This window comes from Streptomyces lincolnensis (assembly GCF_001685355.1).
GTDB classification, from domain to species: Bacteria; Actinomycetota; Actinomycetes; order Streptomycetales; family Streptomycetaceae; genus Streptomyces; species Streptomyces lincolnensis.
The window spans coordinates 8,976,456-8,992,041 of sequence record NZ_CP016438.1; the positions used below are offsets into that span (position 1 = coordinate 8,976,456).

The 15,586-nt window shown below is 71.4% G+C and carries 10 protein-coding genes and 1 pseudogene; 3 read left to right on the forward strand and 8 right to left on the reverse strand.

What is annotated here, in order from left to right; all coding sequences use genetic code 11:
• Positions 1-11: 11 nt before the first annotated feature.
• Positions 12-1,196, reverse strand: a complete 1,185-nt coding sequence (locus SLINC_RS39630) for an MFS transporter (protein ID WP_225988449.1) — start codon at positions 1,194-1,196, stop codon at positions 12-14.
• A gap of 845 nt (positions 1,197-2,041) precedes the next feature.
• On the opposite strand from SLINC_RS39630, the gene SLINC_RS39635 reads away from it, so the two are divergent.
• The 3 genes from SLINC_RS39635 to SLINC_RS39645 all read left to right on the forward strand — a co-directional run bounded on the left by SLINC_RS39635 (position 2,042) and on the right by SLINC_RS39645 (position 4,691).
• Positions 2,042-3,043 (forward strand): C-terminal binding protein, encoded by a 1,002-nt coding sequence (locus SLINC_RS39635; RefSeq protein WP_067443253.1) that lies wholly within the window; start codon positions 2,042-2,044, stop codon positions 3,041-3,043.
• Positions 3,043-4,095 (forward strand): phosphotransferase family protein, encoded by a 1,053-nt coding sequence (locus SLINC_RS39640; RefSeq protein ID WP_067443254.1) that lies wholly within the window; start codon positions 3,043-3,045, stop codon positions 4,093-4,095. The genes SLINC_RS39635 and SLINC_RS39640 overlap by 1 nt, the downstream gene beginning before the upstream one ends.
• Before the next feature lie 65 nt (positions 4,096-4,160).
• The gene (locus SLINC_RS39645) at positions 4,161-4,691 is read left to right on the forward strand and encodes a cupin domain-containing protein (RefSeq protein WP_067443255.1); all 531 of its coding nucleotides are present in this window, start codon (positions 4,161-4,163) and stop codon (positions 4,689-4,691) included.
• Positions 4,692-4,716: 25 nt separating this feature from the next.
• Here SLINC_RS39645 and SLINC_RS48215 read toward each other — a convergent pair whose 3' ends face one another.
• The 7 genes and pseudogenes from SLINC_RS48215 to SLINC_RS39675 all read right to left on the reverse strand — a co-directional run bounded on the left by SLINC_RS48215 (position 4,717) and on the right by SLINC_RS39675 (position 15,495).
• The gene (locus SLINC_RS48215; protein ID WP_159425391.1) at positions 4,717-4,854 is read right to left on the reverse strand and encodes a hypothetical protein; all 138 of its coding nucleotides are present in this window, start codon (positions 4,852-4,854) and stop codon (positions 4,717-4,719) included.
• Positions 4,855-4,891: 37 nt separating this feature from the next.
• A pseudogene (locus SLINC_RS39650) lies at positions 4,892-5,526 on the reverse strand (peptidase S8); the annotation flags it as partial.
• Positions 5,527-5,771: 245 nt separating this feature from the next.
• Positions 5,772-6,212 (reverse strand): NlpC/P60 family protein, encoded by a 441-nt coding sequence (locus SLINC_RS39655; RefSeq protein WP_067443257.1) that lies wholly within the window; start codon positions 6,210-6,212, stop codon positions 5,772-5,774.
• Positions 6,213-6,271: 59 nt separating this feature from the next.
• Positions 6,272-6,655: a hypothetical protein gene (locus SLINC_RS39660; protein WP_067443258.1), complete on the reverse strand. Its 384-nt coding sequence runs from the start codon at positions 6,653-6,655 to the stop codon at positions 6,272-6,274.
• Positions 6,656-6,838: 183 nt separating this feature from the next.
• Positions 6,839-10,045: a family 78 glycoside hydrolase catalytic domain gene (locus SLINC_RS39665; protein WP_067443259.1), complete on the reverse strand. Its 3,207-nt coding sequence runs from the start codon at positions 10,043-10,045 to the stop codon at positions 6,839-6,841.
• Between the two features lie 159 nt (positions 10,046-10,204).
• Positions 10,205-11,647: a polysaccharide deacetylase family protein gene (locus tag SLINC_RS50100; RefSeq protein ID WP_067443260.1), complete on the reverse strand. Its 1,443-nt coding sequence runs from the start codon at positions 11,645-11,647 to the stop codon at positions 10,205-10,207.
• Positions 11,648-11,748: 101 nt separating this feature from the next.
• The gene (locus SLINC_RS39675) at positions 11,749-15,495 is read right to left on the reverse strand and encodes an nSTAND1 domain-containing NTPase (protein WP_067443261.1); all 3,747 of its coding nucleotides are present in this window, start codon (positions 15,493-15,495) and stop codon (positions 11,749-11,751) included.
• Positions 15,496-15,586 lie beyond the last annotated feature (91 nt).

The window sequence follows — 15,586 nt, forward strand, 5'->3', positions numbered from 1 at the left end:
GGACGGGCCCGCTAGCGGACCGCGTCGCTGAACTGCGATGTGCGGACGAAGACGAGAGCGGCGACGGCCACCAGCGGCAGCACCGTGACCTGGAGCAGCCCGGCCCGGCCCCAGCCGAAGGAGTCCACCAGGGCGGCGAAGAGCAGGCCCGAGAACGCCGCCGGCCCGTAGTAGCTGGAGACGAAGAGTCCGGAGGCTCGGCCGATCTGTTCGGGGCGGACGGCCCGCTGGATCGCGCTGTTGGTGTTCGGGTAGATGAAGCCCAGCCCGAAGGCGCCCATGAGGAAGGCGTACACGCACTGGACGCCGACGCCGGCCTGCGTTGTGTAGATGCACAAGCTGATGGCGGACACGGCCAGCAGGCTCACTGCCAGCAGGGTGCGCTGGTTGACGCGGTCTCCGAGCCAGCCGCCGAAGATGGCCGTCATCCCGCCGAACCCGAGCAGGCTCATGGCCAGCGCGGCCTGGTCGGTGCTGTAGTGCAGCGAGGTGATGAGGTACGTCGGATAGAGACCGAGGAACCCGTAGATGGCCACACCGCTGACGACGGAGTGGACGGCCAGGGCGATGGTGTTGCGGTTGTAGGCGGAGGCCGGCATGTGCTCGTAGGTCTTCGTCGCGACGACCTTTGCCACGGACGTCTCGGTCAGGCCGGTCTTCACGAGGAACAGGGAGGCGGCCGCGATCAGCAGCCCGGCCGCGCCGAACACGTAGAAGGGCGAGTGCCAGGTGCCGTGCGTGCTCATGAGCCGGACGCCGATCAGCGGGGCGATGAAGACGCCGATGGAGTAGCCCGCACCGATGACACCGAAGGCGAGGCCGCGCCGGTGGGCGAAGAAGGCGCCCATCGCCGCGAAGATGGCGGCGGACTGCATGCCCTCCCCGAAGCCCGAGACGACCCGGTACGCACTCATGTCGGCGAAGCCGGTCGCCAGCGGCGTGGCCATCGTGCCCAGGGAGTAGATCACGATGCTGACCAGCAGCACGGTCTTGCGGCGGAAGCGGTCCAGGAGGTAGCCCGCGGGAAGGCCGGCCAGGGCCATGCCGAGGGTGAAGTTGGTGGCCAGCAGTCCGCCCTGCTCCAGCGAGAACCCGTAATCCGCACGGATGTTGGGCAGCAGGGGAGGGAAGACCTGGCGGTCCATGGCGTTGACCATGTAGGAGAGGACGATCAGCAGGAAGCCCACCGTGATCATGGGGCGGGAAATGCGAGGCCGGTTGCGTTCCTGTGTTTCACCGGCGGGCACCGCCGTGGTGTCGACTTGCGCTGCGTGAGTCATAGCGGCTCCTGAAGAGGAATGGGCCGCGGCAGGCCGCGGCGGATCCATCGCCGGCACGGGGCTGTACGGGCGATGACGAGAAGCGGTGAGCTGAACACGGACTCGATTCGGCGACGGCGAGGTTTTCGCCGTTCGGCGGAATGCGGGAGGTGGGCTGCCGCGCGGTCGGACACCGCATGCGAATTCAGCCGTATACCGCCCGTCGGGACGTCCGTGGCTATGGCGTCTTCGACAGCCGGACCTCGTGCGGACACTCATTGGTCACACGGTCGGCGCTGGCAGAAACCATGAAGGGAAGTTCTCGGCCCGTCAAGATGTGAGCAGCGGATTTCTTCGGCGGTCCTCGATTTCCTGCGGTGACGGGCTTCTCCGCTTCCGAAACAGGTGCTGCCGCCCGGTGTCAATGGGTGCTGCCGCCCGATGTCGAGGATCAGGAGAGCGCCGCACTCTTGACGTGTCGAAGGACGTGAATGCTATCGTTAGCACCGCGTGGCTGTGACAGAGTGACTCGACATGCCCCGGCACCTCGTGACCCGTTCCAGGGGCGTACCGCCGCGCCCGCCCCGACCACAAGTCGGCGAGCGTCGGCTACACCCGACCGAGCCCAGCGACCCCCTCCCTTCCACTCGTGGCGGGGCGGCCCATCGGACAGGCCGTCCACCGCCTTTCAGGGTGGCAACCAGAACCCGCTCACCGGACACGACCGAGCCCGACGCCCGGCCGTCCGCCGCGGCCGCACGATCATGCGAGGACGACCTGCTATGAACCCATCGAGCCGCCCGGCAACTGTGCTGCTCACCGACTACGCCTGGCCCGACGACTCCGTCGAGCGAGCGGTCATCGAAGGCGCGGGCCACACCCTCGTGACCGGCCCCGCCGAACCCGCCTCCGCCGAGGCCATCGAGGAACTGGTGGCCGAACACCGGCCGGCCGGGATCCTGACCTGCTGGGCGCCCGTCTCCGCCACCGCGATCGGCGCCTCGCCGGACCTGCGGATCGTGGCCAGGCTCGGCGTCGGCCTCGACAACATCGCCGTGGACGCCGCCACCGAGCGGGGCGCGTGGGTCACCAACGTTCCGGACTACTGCGTCGAGGAGGTCTCGGACCACGCCGTCGGCATGGTGCTGGCCTGGACGCGCGGCCTGGCGGTGTTCGACCGGGAGGTCCGTGCGGGCCACTGGGACCCCGCGAGCGCCCGGCTGCGCCGGCTGTCGGCGCTGACCTGCGGCGTCGTCGGGTACGGACGGATCGGGCGCGCCACAGTACGCAAGCTCGGCGGGTTCGGCTGCCGGATCCTGGCACATGACCCGCACCCGCCGAAGGATGCCCCCGGCGTGGAGATGGTGGGCCTGGAGGAACTGCTCCGCCGCAGTGACGTGGTGATCCTGCACGTGCCGCTCACACCCGGCACGCACCACATCGTCGGAGCCGAGCAACTGGCGCTGATGAAGCCCGGCGGCCTGCTGGTCAACGTCAGCCGGGGCGGCCTGGTGGACACCGACGCGGTGACCAAGGCGCTCGACAGCGGGCACCTGGACGGGGCCGCCCTCGACGTGCTGGAAACCGAGCCGCACGTCCCCGACGAACTGCTGGACCAGCCGGGCGCGCTCCTCACCCCGCACGTGGCCTTCTCCTCCGACGCGTCGGTCACCGAACTGCGCCGCCGCGCCGCCGAGGAGGTCGTACGGATCCTCGCGGGCGAGGCGCCGGCCCACGCCTGCAACACCCCCCGTGGCCCGAGCGCCGGTGCGGGTGACCGGTGATGAGCACGGCCGCCGCGCAGGTCGGCCCGGATCCCGCACTGGCCGACTTCCTGCTCGCCCACAAGCTGGCCGAGCCCGGCGAAGCCGCGCACTGGACACCGCTGGCCGGTGGCGTCTCGTCCGACCTGTGGCGGGTGGACCTGCCGGGACGGTCGCTGTGCGTCAAGCGCGCCCTGGCCCGGCTCCGCGTCGCCGCCGACTGGCAGGCGCCGGTGTCGCGCAACGCCTACGAGTGGGCGTGGATGCGGTTCGCAGCCTGGCACGAGCCGGACAGCGTGCCCGAGCCGCTGGCCCACGACGCCGAAGCCGGTCTCTTCGCGATGGCCTTCCTGCCCCCCGAGCAGTACCCGGTGTGGAAGGCACAGCTGTTCGCCGGACAGGTGGAGGCGGCGACCGCCGGGGCCGTCGGACAGCTGCTCGGCACCCTGCACGCGGCGAGCGCGGGCGATGTCACCCTCGCCGAGGAGTTCGCCACCGACGACAACTTCCACGCGCTGCGCATCGAGCCGTACCTGCTGGCCACCGCCGCCGCACATCCCGACCTCGGCGACATCCTCCAGGGCCTCGCCGCCCGCACGGCCGGCACACACCTGGCCCTGGTGCACGGCGACGTCAGCCCCAAGAACATCCTTGTCGGCACCTCGGGGCCCGTGCTGCTGGACGCCGAGTGCGCCTGGTACGGAGACCCGGCCTTCGATCTGGCCTTCTGCGTCAACCACCTGCTCCTCAAGAGCCTCGTCGTACCCGGCCACCGAGCCGATCTCCTCGACTCCGCCCGGGTGTTGGCCGAGGAGTACGTCCGTTGCGTCGACTGGGAACCCGTGCCCGTCCTTGAGGCGCGGGCCGCATCACTGCTGCCGGCGCTGCTGCTGGCGCGCGTGGACGGCAAGTCCCCGGTCGAGTACCTCACGGACGACCCGCACCGGCAGTTCGTACGGACAGTGGCGTCGTCCCTGCTCCGGGCACCTGCACTCACCATGGCGGACGTCCTGGACGCCTGGGCGACCGCGCTCAAGTCGCAGACCGAACCCGACAGCCGTATACGCGACTGACCCAGCCGACTCGACGGATCGGGCGGTTCCGCCGGAACCGCCCGAGGAGAACCGAGGAGACACACATGCGCAGAGTCGTCACCGGCCATGACGAGAACGGGAAGTCGGTCGTCGTCAGCGACGGCCCCGTGCCGCGCAGCCGGGAGTTCACCAGCCTGCCGGGCTGGGTGTCCCGCCTGCCCTGGGCCACCGAACCCGGCGAGCGGGTCAGCCGGACCGGGGAGGACCCCACGCCGAAGGTCACCAGCCTGCTCCCGGCGCCCGGCGGCACACGCTTCATCGTGCTGACCTTCCCGCCGCACACCGCGATGGCCGACCCGGCTTTCGACCCCGTCGCCTTCGACCGCGAACAACGGGCCGACTCACCCGGCCTCGCCGAACTCATCGAACCCGACGGCATGCACACCACACCGACCGTCGACTACGGCATCGTGCTCCAGGGCGAGATCGCCCTCGAACTCGACGACGGCCACCGCACCCTGCTCTCGGCAGGCGACATCGTGATCCAGAACGGCACCCGCCACGCCTGGCGCAACCACGGCGACCAACCCGTCACGATGGCCTTCGTCCTCGTCGGCGCGGAGTGCGGCCGCTGACGGAGCGGGGCCACGATGCTTGAGCTCACCTGTTGCCCTGCTTGTCGGTGAGGTCGGCGCGGAAGGAGACGGACCTGTTCACGGCAGGGTTCCTGATCGTGATGCGGCCGTCGTGCACAGGGGTTCGCTGCCAGGTGGCACCCCGGTCGTAGGAGACGTACACGGCGAGGGATCCGAGGTTGCCGTTAGCCGCGGCGCCGGTCCGGATGGGTCGCGTCGATACCCGAGTCCAGTACGGCGATCCTGACGCCCCTGCCGTCGTAGCCGGACGCCCATGCCCTGTCCGCGCCGATCTGCGCAACGGATGTGTCGAGGCTCGTCCTGCGGACACCGTCGAGCCATACGTGGGCGATCCCGGAGGCGGTCCTCGCGGTGCCGCCGGGCGTGTCGGTCAGCGCGGCCCACAGGTCGGCGGGGTCCCGGGTGCTGACCGCTTGGCGTTCAGGGACGTCAGCGTCCGGCGGACCTCGGTGCCGTCCGTCTCGCGCCCGTCGGCCTTCGCGGCCCCGGCCGCACCCTGGTAGCCGACGATCACCTTCAGACCCTGCCCGTGGGAGTCGCGGACCGCCCTCCCGCTCAGCTCCGTGACGTCGAAGAGCCGCCGGTCGAGCCTGCCGGCCGCGATCAGACGCTGCGCGTCGGCGGGGACGACGCGCGTGTGACCGCCCTCCCTGACCGTACGCATCGCGATGTGCTCGCGGCCCGGGAGGCGGCCGTTCCCGTTCCCGTGCCCGTCTCCTTGCCCTGTTCGGTGGAGGTCCCTCGCCGACACCGGCCCGGCCGTGCCCACCATCAGCGCCACCGCGGCGACTGCGGCGGCGTATGCCCTCTTCATGTGTCTGTTCACGTCTCCCTCTGGAGATGACAGCTCCCGCCGACTCGGGTCGCCGGTAAGGAAGTTGGTGCCTCTGGGGGGTCGTGAGTGACCGGGAGGAGAGTTGAGGTGCGGGGGAAAGGTCCGGCGCGGGTACCGGTCGGTCCCGGCCGGAGGTACACGAGGGGGAGCAGTTGGCGGGCCCGGTCATGGGGGCGAGGTGAGCCTGACGGGAAGCGCCATGCAGGTCCCCGGTCCCGTCGAGTTCAGCCGACAGTGTCCTGGGTCCTGTCGAGAACACGCTTGATGCCGATCAAGACCCGATAGCGCTGCCGCTTCACGAACTCCGTCATCTCCCAGACCACCGGGCGCCCTATCTCTGCACACAGATGCAGCACTCGACCCTCGTTCACCCAGACTCCTACGTGGGCGCCATAGGCGTCGTCAGTGGCGTTGAACAACACCAGGTCAAGAGGCTGAGCAGCCGATACACGGGCTGTGGCCCGTGTATCGGCCCATAGTTCACTCGAACGCAGATCAGGCGCAGCCAAGCCGAAGTGCCGAAGCACCTCGTAGGCGAACAGCTGGCAGTTTGCACCTTCCTCCAGGCTGGGAAGGGCAGCCACCTCCGACGACCCCGGAAACCGGGAGCCCACGTACGGAACGGTCCAGAAAGGAGCCGGTAGTTGGTGCAGTACTGGATCCATGGCCCCATCCTCCCTGAGGACGCGCTGGGGCTCGTTGCTTGCCTGGCGCCGGGTGGGTGCTAGAGCTTGTCGCAGTTCGGGGTGGAACCAACGCCAAAGCCGTAGCGCCACACGCAGACTTCGGCCCAGGAGCCGTTGCGGTCGAAATCTGTCTTGTCACCCTTGCCACTGGCGACGGCCACCTTCGACTCCGTGCCGCCATAGGTGAGGAACGAGACCCGCGCGTCCCTCCCGTCCTTCTTGGTGTCTTCCACGTAACCCTTGGCGTCGCCGCACCCGTACCTGAACTCGGCCTTCACGCCGGTGTCGGTAATGGTCTTGTACTTCGGCTTGCAGGCGGCGTTGGCAGCGGGAGCCTCCGCCAGAGCCAGCACGGAGCACGCCAGCCCAAGAGCGGCAGCCAGGGCGAAACCGGCGGACGTGCGAGCTTTGATGAGGTGCATGATCTTCCTTGAGTGGGGGGCGAGAGTCGGGGCAGTGGCCCCGAAGGCGAGGACGGTACAGGGGCGGTTCTGAAACGAACGCGCCCCTGTGCTCGCCTTGCATGCGCAGCCCCAGTCTCTCGGACGTCCGCCGCCCGGCGTACCTATAACGTTTCAGGGTGAGGCCATGCACACCCCATGAGGTCAGGAGCGGACACGCTCGACCTTCGTCGTGCCGGAGCCGACCGGCCCGATCCGCAGCACGGTGCCGGTGAGGTCGGTGAGTGGCCGGACCTCCACTCGTCCTCGTCCGCCGGGTGCCTTCGCCGTGATCCGGTAGTCCGCCGGGCGGGCGTCCCCGATCTCCACCTCCAGCACCGCGCGGGAGTTGGGCGGCACCGTCACCCGCGTCGTATGGGCGTCGGCCGACCGGTGTACGGCGACCTCCACCGGGCCGCGCATGGACGGCACCCTTCCCTCGGCGTCGGTCAGCGGGCCGGTCCTGGGGCGGATCAGGAACTCGGCGGCTCCCGGGGCGGTGACGCGGACACCGAGCACGTGCCGGGGGATCGCGTTGGCCGGAGCGGACGCCCAGGCGTGGGAGAGCGTCATGTTGGACTTCAGCGCGGGGTCCCAGGCCTCGGTGACGATGGTGGCCTTCAGCGCGTCGAGCATGTGCAGCCAGGAGTTGGTGGCTGTGGAGGTCAGCAGCGCGAGCGCGGCATCGGAGCGGCCGAGGCGGAAGAGGGCGTCGAGGAGGAACTGCGCCCCGTACACGCTCATCCGCATGCCGCCCGTGGCGAGGGTGTTCCCGAGCCGGGCGCGCACCTCGTCGCCGAGGGCGTCCGCGACGCCGAGCGCGACGGGGAAGGCGCTGGCGTGCTGGGCGCTGTGCGTGGTGCCCTCGCCGTCGAGGAACCGGCCGGCGGTGCTGTCGAGCAGGGTGGCGCGCATGGCGGTGGCGAGGGTGTCGGCGCGTGAGCGCAGGGACTTCGCGTCGCCGTCCTTGCCCAGGACCGCCGCGCACCTGGCCAGGGCGTCGAACGCCGCGTACTGGAAGGCGTTCACCACGGTGTTGACGTTCGTGAAGACGTAGCCGTCGCGGCTGGCGGTGGGCCAGTCGACGAGGTCGCCCAGGTCCTGGCTGGTGCTGCCGGGGGCCTTGCGGACCAGGCCCCGGGAGTCCAGATGGGCGGTGAGGTTCTTAGCGGCGAGCAGGGCGTAGTCCTTGGCGAGTTGCCGGTCGTCGCCGGTGGCGAGGTAGTCCTCCCAGGCGGACAGTGCGCACATCAGCCGGTACTCGGTGGGCCAGGTGCCCTTGCGGACCAGGTAGTCGTCGGACCAGCGGGCCAGGGCGTAGGAGCGCTGGACGCCGTACTCGGAGAGCTGGTTGATCAGCGCGTCGCCCTCGTAGGGGCCGCGTTCCCGGGTGGGGGTGTCGGTGTAGAGGTCGCCGCGGGTGGCCTCGATGGAGTACCGGCACAGTTCCCAGACCCGGTCCAGAGCGGGGTCGGAGCTGCGGAAGGAGGCGTCGGTGTCGTTCCAGTCGAGCTTCCAGGCCCGCCCGGTGACGACGGCGCCGGACAGGTCGAGCGTGGTGCGCAGTTCGGCCCAGCGGAAGCCGCGGTAGCCCCAGTGCTCGAAGGACTGCTTGCCGTCGCGCAGGGTCCACACCTCGCGGTAGGTGTTGGTGGCGCGCAGTTGGTACCTGACGGTGCCGTCGGAGTTCAGCTCCTCGCCGAGGCGCACCTCGACGGTGTCGCCCGCGCTCCCGGTGACCTCAAGGGACAGCCCGCCGACGATCTCCCGGCCGAGGTCCACCAGCCAGCGGCCGTCGGCGACCTTCGTGACGGAGGCGGGGGTGACGTCGTGCAGCCGCGGCGCCTCGATCGGGGCCGGGACGAGCGGGGTGATCGCCGTACGTACCACCGGAGTGTGCCAGTCGCTGTCGTCGAAGCCGGGCCGGGTCCAGCCGACGGGTTCCTGCCGCAGATCCCAGTACTCCTGCGGGACGGTGAAGTAGCTGCTGCCCGCGCTGCCCTTCGAAGGCAGCAACCCGGCCTGGCGGCGCGCCTTCCAGTGGTCTCCCGAGGCGACGGTGGTCCGGCTGCCGTCGGTGTACGTGATCTCCAGCTGGGCCAGGAACTTCTGCTGCGAGGTGGTCCAGCACAGCGCGGCGAGCGCGTTCGGCCCGCCGTCGGCCCGCAGGGTCGAAGTGACGTCGAACGCCTGGTACGCGGTCCCGGTGCCGGAGCGCACGGACGCGTGCCCGACCACCGTGCCGTTGCTCCACACCTTGGCCACGTACTGCCGGGCCGGGTCGGGCGAGGTGGCGGCTGCGTAGAGGACGGCGGCGGCTATCTCCTTGCCCGCGGCCGTGTCGTACTCGTGGCGGAGCAGCGCCCAGGTGTCGTCGGCGCCGTAGGAGGAGAGCGAGGAGGCGCCGGTGGGGAAGGTGAGCGTGCCGCCGGAGACCGTGCCGGTCGAGAAGGTGCCCTTGTCGGAGGCGAAGTCGTCGTCGAGGAGGACGGCGCCGTCGGCGGCGGTGAAGGTGACGCGGTCGTAGACCTGGGACTCGGTGACGCCGTTGCGCAGGCCGATGTTGCCGGCGGCGTGGCGGGTGTCGGTGGTGGTGTCGACGACGGTGCCGTTGACGCTGGTGGTGAAGGTGGAGCCGGTCATGGTGACGGCGAGGTCCAGCCACTCCCCGGTGGTGACCGCGGTCGGCAGGCGGACCTCGCCGAGGACGCTGTACGTGCCGTTCACGCAGACGTGCTTGCGCAGGATGCCGGGACTGCCGGCGCGCAGCTGCCACATGTAGTTGTTGGCGGTGTTCGCGGCGCGGAACCACACCCCGGCGGCCACCGTGGTGATCCTCAGCCGGGCGGCGAAGGTGCCGTCGGTCATGACCGGCCCGGCCGGCGCCCAGATCGGTTCGGCCTCCCACTTGTCCTCGACCGAGGTGGCGAGCAAGGCGGGCTCCGACCAGGCCGATCGCTTCTCGCCCCAGCTGGCGACCCGCCACCAGTAGGCGGTACGGGGCTTCAGGGCCGGCCCTTCGTACGGTACGGCGGTGGAGTCGGCGGACGTGCGCTTCCCCGAGTCCCAGACGAGCCGCTCGTCCTCGAAACCGCCCGGAGCGGTGGCCAGTTGGAGCTGGTACGCGCGCTGGAGGGTGCCGGCGCCGAAGTCGGGCACCTGCCAGCTGAACCGGGGGCGCTGCCCGGCGCTCGTCACGAGCGCCTGCGGCAGCAGATCGGCGAGCATCCCGGTCGGCGCGGGCGGTTTGCCGAGAGGCGTGGGGACGCCCGCGCCCGCGGCGGCGAGGGCCCGGGGCCCGGTCAGCACGACCGAGGCGGCCGTGGCGCCACCGAGGTGGAGAAGTCTTCGACGCGACAGGTCCCAGGACATGGTGCACCTTCGGCTCGTGAAAGGTTTCAACGCGATTGCCCGGACATTAAGGTCCGGTCATCCGGCGGTCAATGCCTGTGTCGACAATGGTTCCATCGCGAAAGTGAAACGATTTAGCCAGAAGTGATGTAGTCCAGAGGCGATGTACGTCCACCGGGATCACATAGTGGCGCGCAGGTGGCTGACCGTGACGAAGTGGTAGCCGCGGGCGCTGAGAGTGCGCAGGATCTCGGGGATCGCGGCCACGGACGTCGCGTGGATGTCGTGCATGAGGACGACGTCATTGGGCTTCACCTTGCCGACGACGCTCTGCGCGACCTTCGCGGCGTCGGGGTACTTCCAGTCCTCGGTGTCCAGGGTCCACAGCACGGGGGAGAGCTTGGTGGCGTGGCGGACGGTGTCGTTGACGGCGCCGTAGGGCGGGCGGAAGAGGGTGGGGGCCTTGCCGGTCGCGGCCTTGATGGCGGCGCTCGTGCGGTTCAGCTGGTAGGTGACCTGCTCCGCGGTGAGCTTGGTGAGGTCGGGATGGCTCCAGGAGTGGTTGCCCACCTCGTTGCCGGCACGTGCCTCGGCGCGGACCAGATCCGGGTGGGCGGCGACGTTCTGGCCGACGGTGAAGAAGGTGGCCCGGGCCCGGTACTGCGCCAGGTACGTCAGCAGGGTCGCCGTCTCCTGGGCGGCGGGCCCGTCGTCGAAGGTCAGAGCGACGCACCTGACCCTCTTGCAGTCGGTGTCGTCGTCACCGGAGGCCGTGTGGGTGGGCACGGCGGGAGTGGGGGTGGCGGCCGCCCCGAGATCGAGCGAGCCGGACGGCCGTACGGTCTGCTGCTGGGCGCGCTTGCCGAAGGCGGACAGCCAGGGGGTGACCGTCGCCCGGGAGAGGGTCACGACGTAGGAGCCGGCGGCGGGGGCGCCGATGTCGCCCCGGTCGAAGGTCACCCGCAGTCCGCCGTCGGCGGTGAAGGCCATGTCGTCCAGGACGGCGGCCAGGCTCGACGGGTCGGTGAACGCCGCGTCCATGGTGTCCGCGTCCGTGCCGTCGCGTCCCTTGAGCTGCTTCTTCAGGGCGGAGACGAAGGCGTCCCGGGAGCCGCCACCGATGAGTCCGAGCGCGGTGCGGTACGCGCCCGCTTTCCCGTCGTACCAGTAGGTGCGCACACTCAGTCCACTGCCTGCCGCGGAGCCGTCCTGGGTGGTGAGCCGGACGCCGAGGACGTCCCCGGAGGCGACCAGGAACTGGTGGCTGATGTTGAGTTCGCCGACGTTGCCGGCCCCGCCGCCGTCGTCGCACGCCGAGCGGAAGGTGGCCAGGCGCCCGTCCACGTCCTTCTTCATCGCCGCTGTCATCGCCTGGGCGCCGGGCACGTCCGGGTAGCCGGCCGCGAAGGGGCAGGAGCTGTCCTCGCTGCCGGCGTTGACGATCCGCAGACCCTTGATCTTCGAGGGATCCACCGGCTGCACCGGCCCGGTGCCGGGAGACGGTTCGGGCCGCACCCCGGCGGTCGACGCGTCCGACGTCCCGGAGGATCCGGACGAACAGGCAGCCGTCAGGGAGAGCGATCCGAGCAGCAGGAGGGAGGGAAAAAGGAGGTGTGTACGCATGAGACCAGAACCTGGGGTAGAGGACTTTCCGGAGTCCGATAGTCCAGGTCAGGGGCGTTTTTCAGCGACCGTCGAAGTCACTGTGAACAAAAGAATCCCGCTCAGTGCGTCGTGGCGCACACCTGCCGGTACGGCACGTCGGGCAGGTACGTCCGCCACTGGGCCTCGGTGAGTCCTCCGCCGGCCCGCTCGCACAGGATGCGGGCGATGCCGTCCGGGCCGACCGGGTGGCGCTGCACCAGTACGTCCGGCCCGCCGGAGTACAGGGTGGCGCCGTCGCGGGTGAAGGCAAGGGCGCTGATCTCGTCACCGGATGTGGGCAGGTCGCTGCCGAGAAGCCGTTGCCCGGCCGTGTCCCACAGACGCAGGGTGCCGTGGCGGCCGCCCACGGCGAGGGTGCCGCCGTCGGGGGAGAAGGCGAGGGCGCCCACGGCCTCGGGCTCGCCTCCGGGGGTGGTGTCGGAGGTGCCGGTCAGGATGCCCATGCGGTGGCGCAGGTCGCCGTCCCACAGGGTGACGTGCCCGGTGGTGTCGCCGACGGCGAGCCGGGTGCCGTCAGGGCTGAAGGCCAGGGCGGTGACCTGTCGGCCGTCGGCCAGGGCGCGTCCGCGCACGGTACCGGACGGCACCTCGGCGTACCGGTCGGCGGAACCGGCCAGCAGCCGGCCGTCGGGCCGCAGGGCGAGCCGGTCCGCATTGAGGGCGCTCAGGGTGGCCGTACGGCGGTGGGCGGCGGTGTCCCAGACCTCGGTCGTGCCGTCGCCACTGGGGGAACGCGCGGCCAGCAGCGTCCGGCCGCCGGTGCCCAGGGCGAGAGCGGAGACCATGCGGTCCGCCGCACCGGACGTCCGGAACGACGTACGGACCCGGTGAGCGGGGACGTCCCAGATGCTGAAGCGCTGCCTGAGGGAGCCGTGCGAGGACACGGTGTCGGCGACGGCCAGGGCCCTGCCGTCCGGACTGAAGGCCAGCGGTGGGGCCCCTTCGGCGCCGTCGCTGGGCAGGGCACCGAGCGTCGTGCGGGCAAGGACGGTGCCCGTGGACGTGGAGCGCAGTTCGAAGCGGTAGCCGGAGCCGGAGCCGGAGCCGGAGCCGGAGCCGGACCTGGTGGCCGTGGCCAGGACGGTGCCGTCCGGGCTGAGAGCGCTCGCGTCGGCCGGCGTGCTCTGCCAGTGGGCGTCCAGGCGGTCGCTCAGGTCGTACGTGCGCACCGTGGCGCCATCGAGGTAGCGCAGCGTCCGGTTCCTGCCCGGCGCCCAGGTCAGGCCGTCCACCTCGGCGCCGGCCAGCGGAGTGTGGAAGACCTCACCGCCGCCCAGGCCCAGCGACCACGCGGCGATCTCCTGGTCGTCGGCCGTGGCCAGGAATCGTCCGTCCGGGGACAGGACGGCCTGGGTGAAGCCGCTGGTGCCGCCGCTCTGGAAGCCGGCGACCTCCCGTCCATCGGAGACATTCCAGACCGTGGCCGTGTTCCCGGAGACCACGGCCAGCCGTCGGCCGTCCCCGCTGAACCGCAGCAGCCGGAAGCCGTGGTCCGCCCCCGAGCCGGTACCGCACACGGTGCCGCCCGCCTTCTCCCAGGACCCCCGCAGCTTCTTGCCGTGGACGGTGTCCCACACCTGGGGTGCGCCGTCGGCGGGACACAGGGCGAGGACGCGGCCGCCCGGGCCGACCGCGGCGGCGGTGAGGGCGCGCGGGGTCTGCGTGCCGAACAGAACCTTGCCGTCCTTGGCCCGGTGCACCTTGACCGGACCAGGATCGTCCACCGGCCCGGTGCCGAAGGCGCTGCCGTCGGACGCCGCCCAGTAGGCCGCGTCGCCCAGGTCGGCGACGGGTCTGTGAGCGGCGAGGTTCCACAGCGCGGCGCCGTACTGGTCGGTCAGGACGAGAGAGCGAGCGTCGAGGTCGGCGCCGGAGACCTCCGCGCCCGCGGGCAGCCGGTAGGTGGCGGTGACACGGTGGTCGGCCACGTCGCGGACGGTGGCTTCGGAGCCGGTGACGGTGATGAGGGCGCGGCCCTGATCGGTGAGGAACCGCCGGGAGTTCTCGCCCGTCTGCGGGTCGGTGAACGCGTCCCGCTCCGGCCGGGCCTGGGCGTCGAGCAGGGCCGAGCGGGACTCGGTCAGCGGGGCGAGCCGCCAGGCCGCGACGGAGAGCAGGGCGGCGGTGCGGGGGTCGGCGGAACGCAGACTGTCGGCGACGGTGGCCAGGCGGCGGGCGGCCGCCTTCGCCGCCTCCTCGTCACTCGCCCGGTCGCGTTGCCAGGCCAGCAGACCCGCGGCCAGCGCCAGCACGAGGAACGCGGAGAGTCCCACGGTGAGCAGGCGGGTACGGCGGGCCGCTCGCGTCCCGGCCTCCCGCTCGGCATCGCGCGCGGCGCGGGAGGCGTCGAGGAAGGCCCGCTCCAGCTCGGCGAGGTCGTCCTCGGGCTGCCCGGCGAACAGCTCCTCGGCCTGGGCCAGCCGCGTGCCCCGGTACAGCGCTCCGGGGTCCCGATCCAGCTGCTGCCAGGCACGGGCCGACTCTCCGAGGAACCGCTGCGCCCGCAGCCGCCCCCGGCTCTCCTCGATCCAGCCGGCCAGCCGGGGCCAGCCGGTGATCAGCACCTCGTGGGCCAGCTCGACCGTGTCACCGTCCAGGGTGACCAGCCGGGCGCCGGCGAGGCGTTCCAGCACGTCCTGCGCGTCGGGCCCCAGCTCCTCCCGCGACGCCGGGCGGCGCGTGTCGGCGGCGCCGTCGCCGGGGGCGATGAGCCGCAGCAGGATACGGCGGGCGGTGCGGGCCTGCTCCGGCGAGAGGTCGCCGTAGACCTGCTCGGCGGTGGTGGCGACCGACCCGCGCACACCGCCGGCCTCCTCGTACGCGGCCAGAGTGAGAGTACGGCCGCGGCGGCGGCGCCAGGTCTCCAGCAGGGCGTGCGAGAGCATCGGCAGGGCGCCGGGCCGGTCGGTGACCTCGTCGATGACGCGGGCGGTCAGCGCGCGCTCCACGTTCAGGCCCTCGGCGATCGCGGGCTGCGTGATCACGTCCCGCAGTTCCTCGCGACCCATCGGCCCGATCAGCAGGGTCGCCCGGCCGACCGACTCCGCCAGCCGCGGATGGGTGCCGCAGTGGCCGTAGAAGTCGCCGCGCACGGCGATGGCCACGCGCAGTCGGCTCGCGGGACCGCGGGTGGACAGCAGCAGATCCAGGAAGCGGTCGCGCTCCGCGCGGTCGTGGCAGAGGGTGAACAGCTCCTCGAACTGGTCGACGATCACCCAGGTGTCCGGGCCGCTGTCCCCACCGTCTTTTGGCACGAAGGCCCGCTCGTGCGTGCGCGCGGGCTGTTCACCAGGGGTGAGCACCCGGATCACCGCCGGGCGGTCGGTGCCCTCCGCCTGCCGCAGAGCGGGGATCAGCCCGGCCCGCAACAGGGACGACTTGCCGCTGCCGGAGGGGCCCGACACGACCGCGAACCGGTGTGCGCGCACCAGGGTCAGCAGCTCCCCGACCTGCTTGTCCCGGCCGAAGAAGAGGGCACTGTCATCCGGTTCGAAGCGGGCCAGGCCCCGGTAGGGGGCCCGCTCCTCGTCCGAGGCCGCCCGGAGCTCCGCGTCCGCCTCCCGCCAGCGCCGCTCCCACTCGTCGGGGTCGGCGTCCAGCGCCTGGACGTACGCCCGCACCAAAGCGAGCGAGGGCAACTGGTCGCCGGCCGCCGCCTGCGACAGCGCGGTCGTCGAGTAGCCCGCCCGCTGGGCCATCTCCCGGTATGGCGGCTTTCCCGCCTTCTCGCGCAGCAGACGCAGTTCGTGCGCGAGCCGCTGCACGGGCCCGGCACCGGGGTCCACCGGCTTTTCTCGTCGTCCCACCGGGCCGTACCTTTCGCCCTGCAAACACACCAGTGATCGGCGCCCAACCTACGTTCGGCCACGGAGCCGAGCCAATTCCGGCCCATTCCAC

What these genes read in the sequence shown, in the direction of transcription:
- SLINC_RS50100 (WP_067443260.1), bottom strand. Translation starts at nt 11,647, where the DNA reads ATGCGTACACACCTCCTTTTTCCCTCCCTCCTGCTGCTCGGATCGCTC.
- SLINC_RS39660 (WP_067443258.1), bottom strand. Translation starts at nt 6,655, where the DNA reads ATGCACCTCATCAAAGCTCGCACGTCCGCCGGTTTCGCCCTGGCTGCC.
- SLINC_RS39655 (WP_067443257.1), bottom strand. Translation starts at nt 6,212, where the DNA reads ATGGATCCAGTACTGCACCAACTACCGGCTCCTTTCTGGACCGTTCCG.
- SLINC_RS39640 (WP_067443254.1), top strand. Translation starts at nt 3,043, where the DNA reads ATGAGCACGGCCGCCGCGCAGGTCGGCCCGGATCCCGCACTGGCCGAC.
- SLINC_RS39645 (WP_067443255.1), top strand. Translation starts at nt 4,161, where the DNA reads ATGCGCAGAGTCGTCACCGGCCATGACGAGAACGGGAAGTCGGTCGTC.
- SLINC_RS39635 (WP_067443253.1), top strand. Translation starts at nt 2,042, where the DNA reads ATGAACCCATCGAGCCGCCCGGCAACTGTGCTGCTCACCGACTACGCC.
- SLINC_RS39665 (WP_067443259.1), bottom strand. Translation starts at nt 10,045, where the DNA reads ATGTCCTGGGACCTGTCGCGTCGAAGACTTCTCCACCTCGGTGGCGCC.
- SLINC_RS39630 (WP_225988449.1), bottom strand. Translation starts at nt 1,196, where the DNA reads ATGATCACGGTGGGCTTCCTGCTGATCGTCCTCTCCTACATGGTCAAC.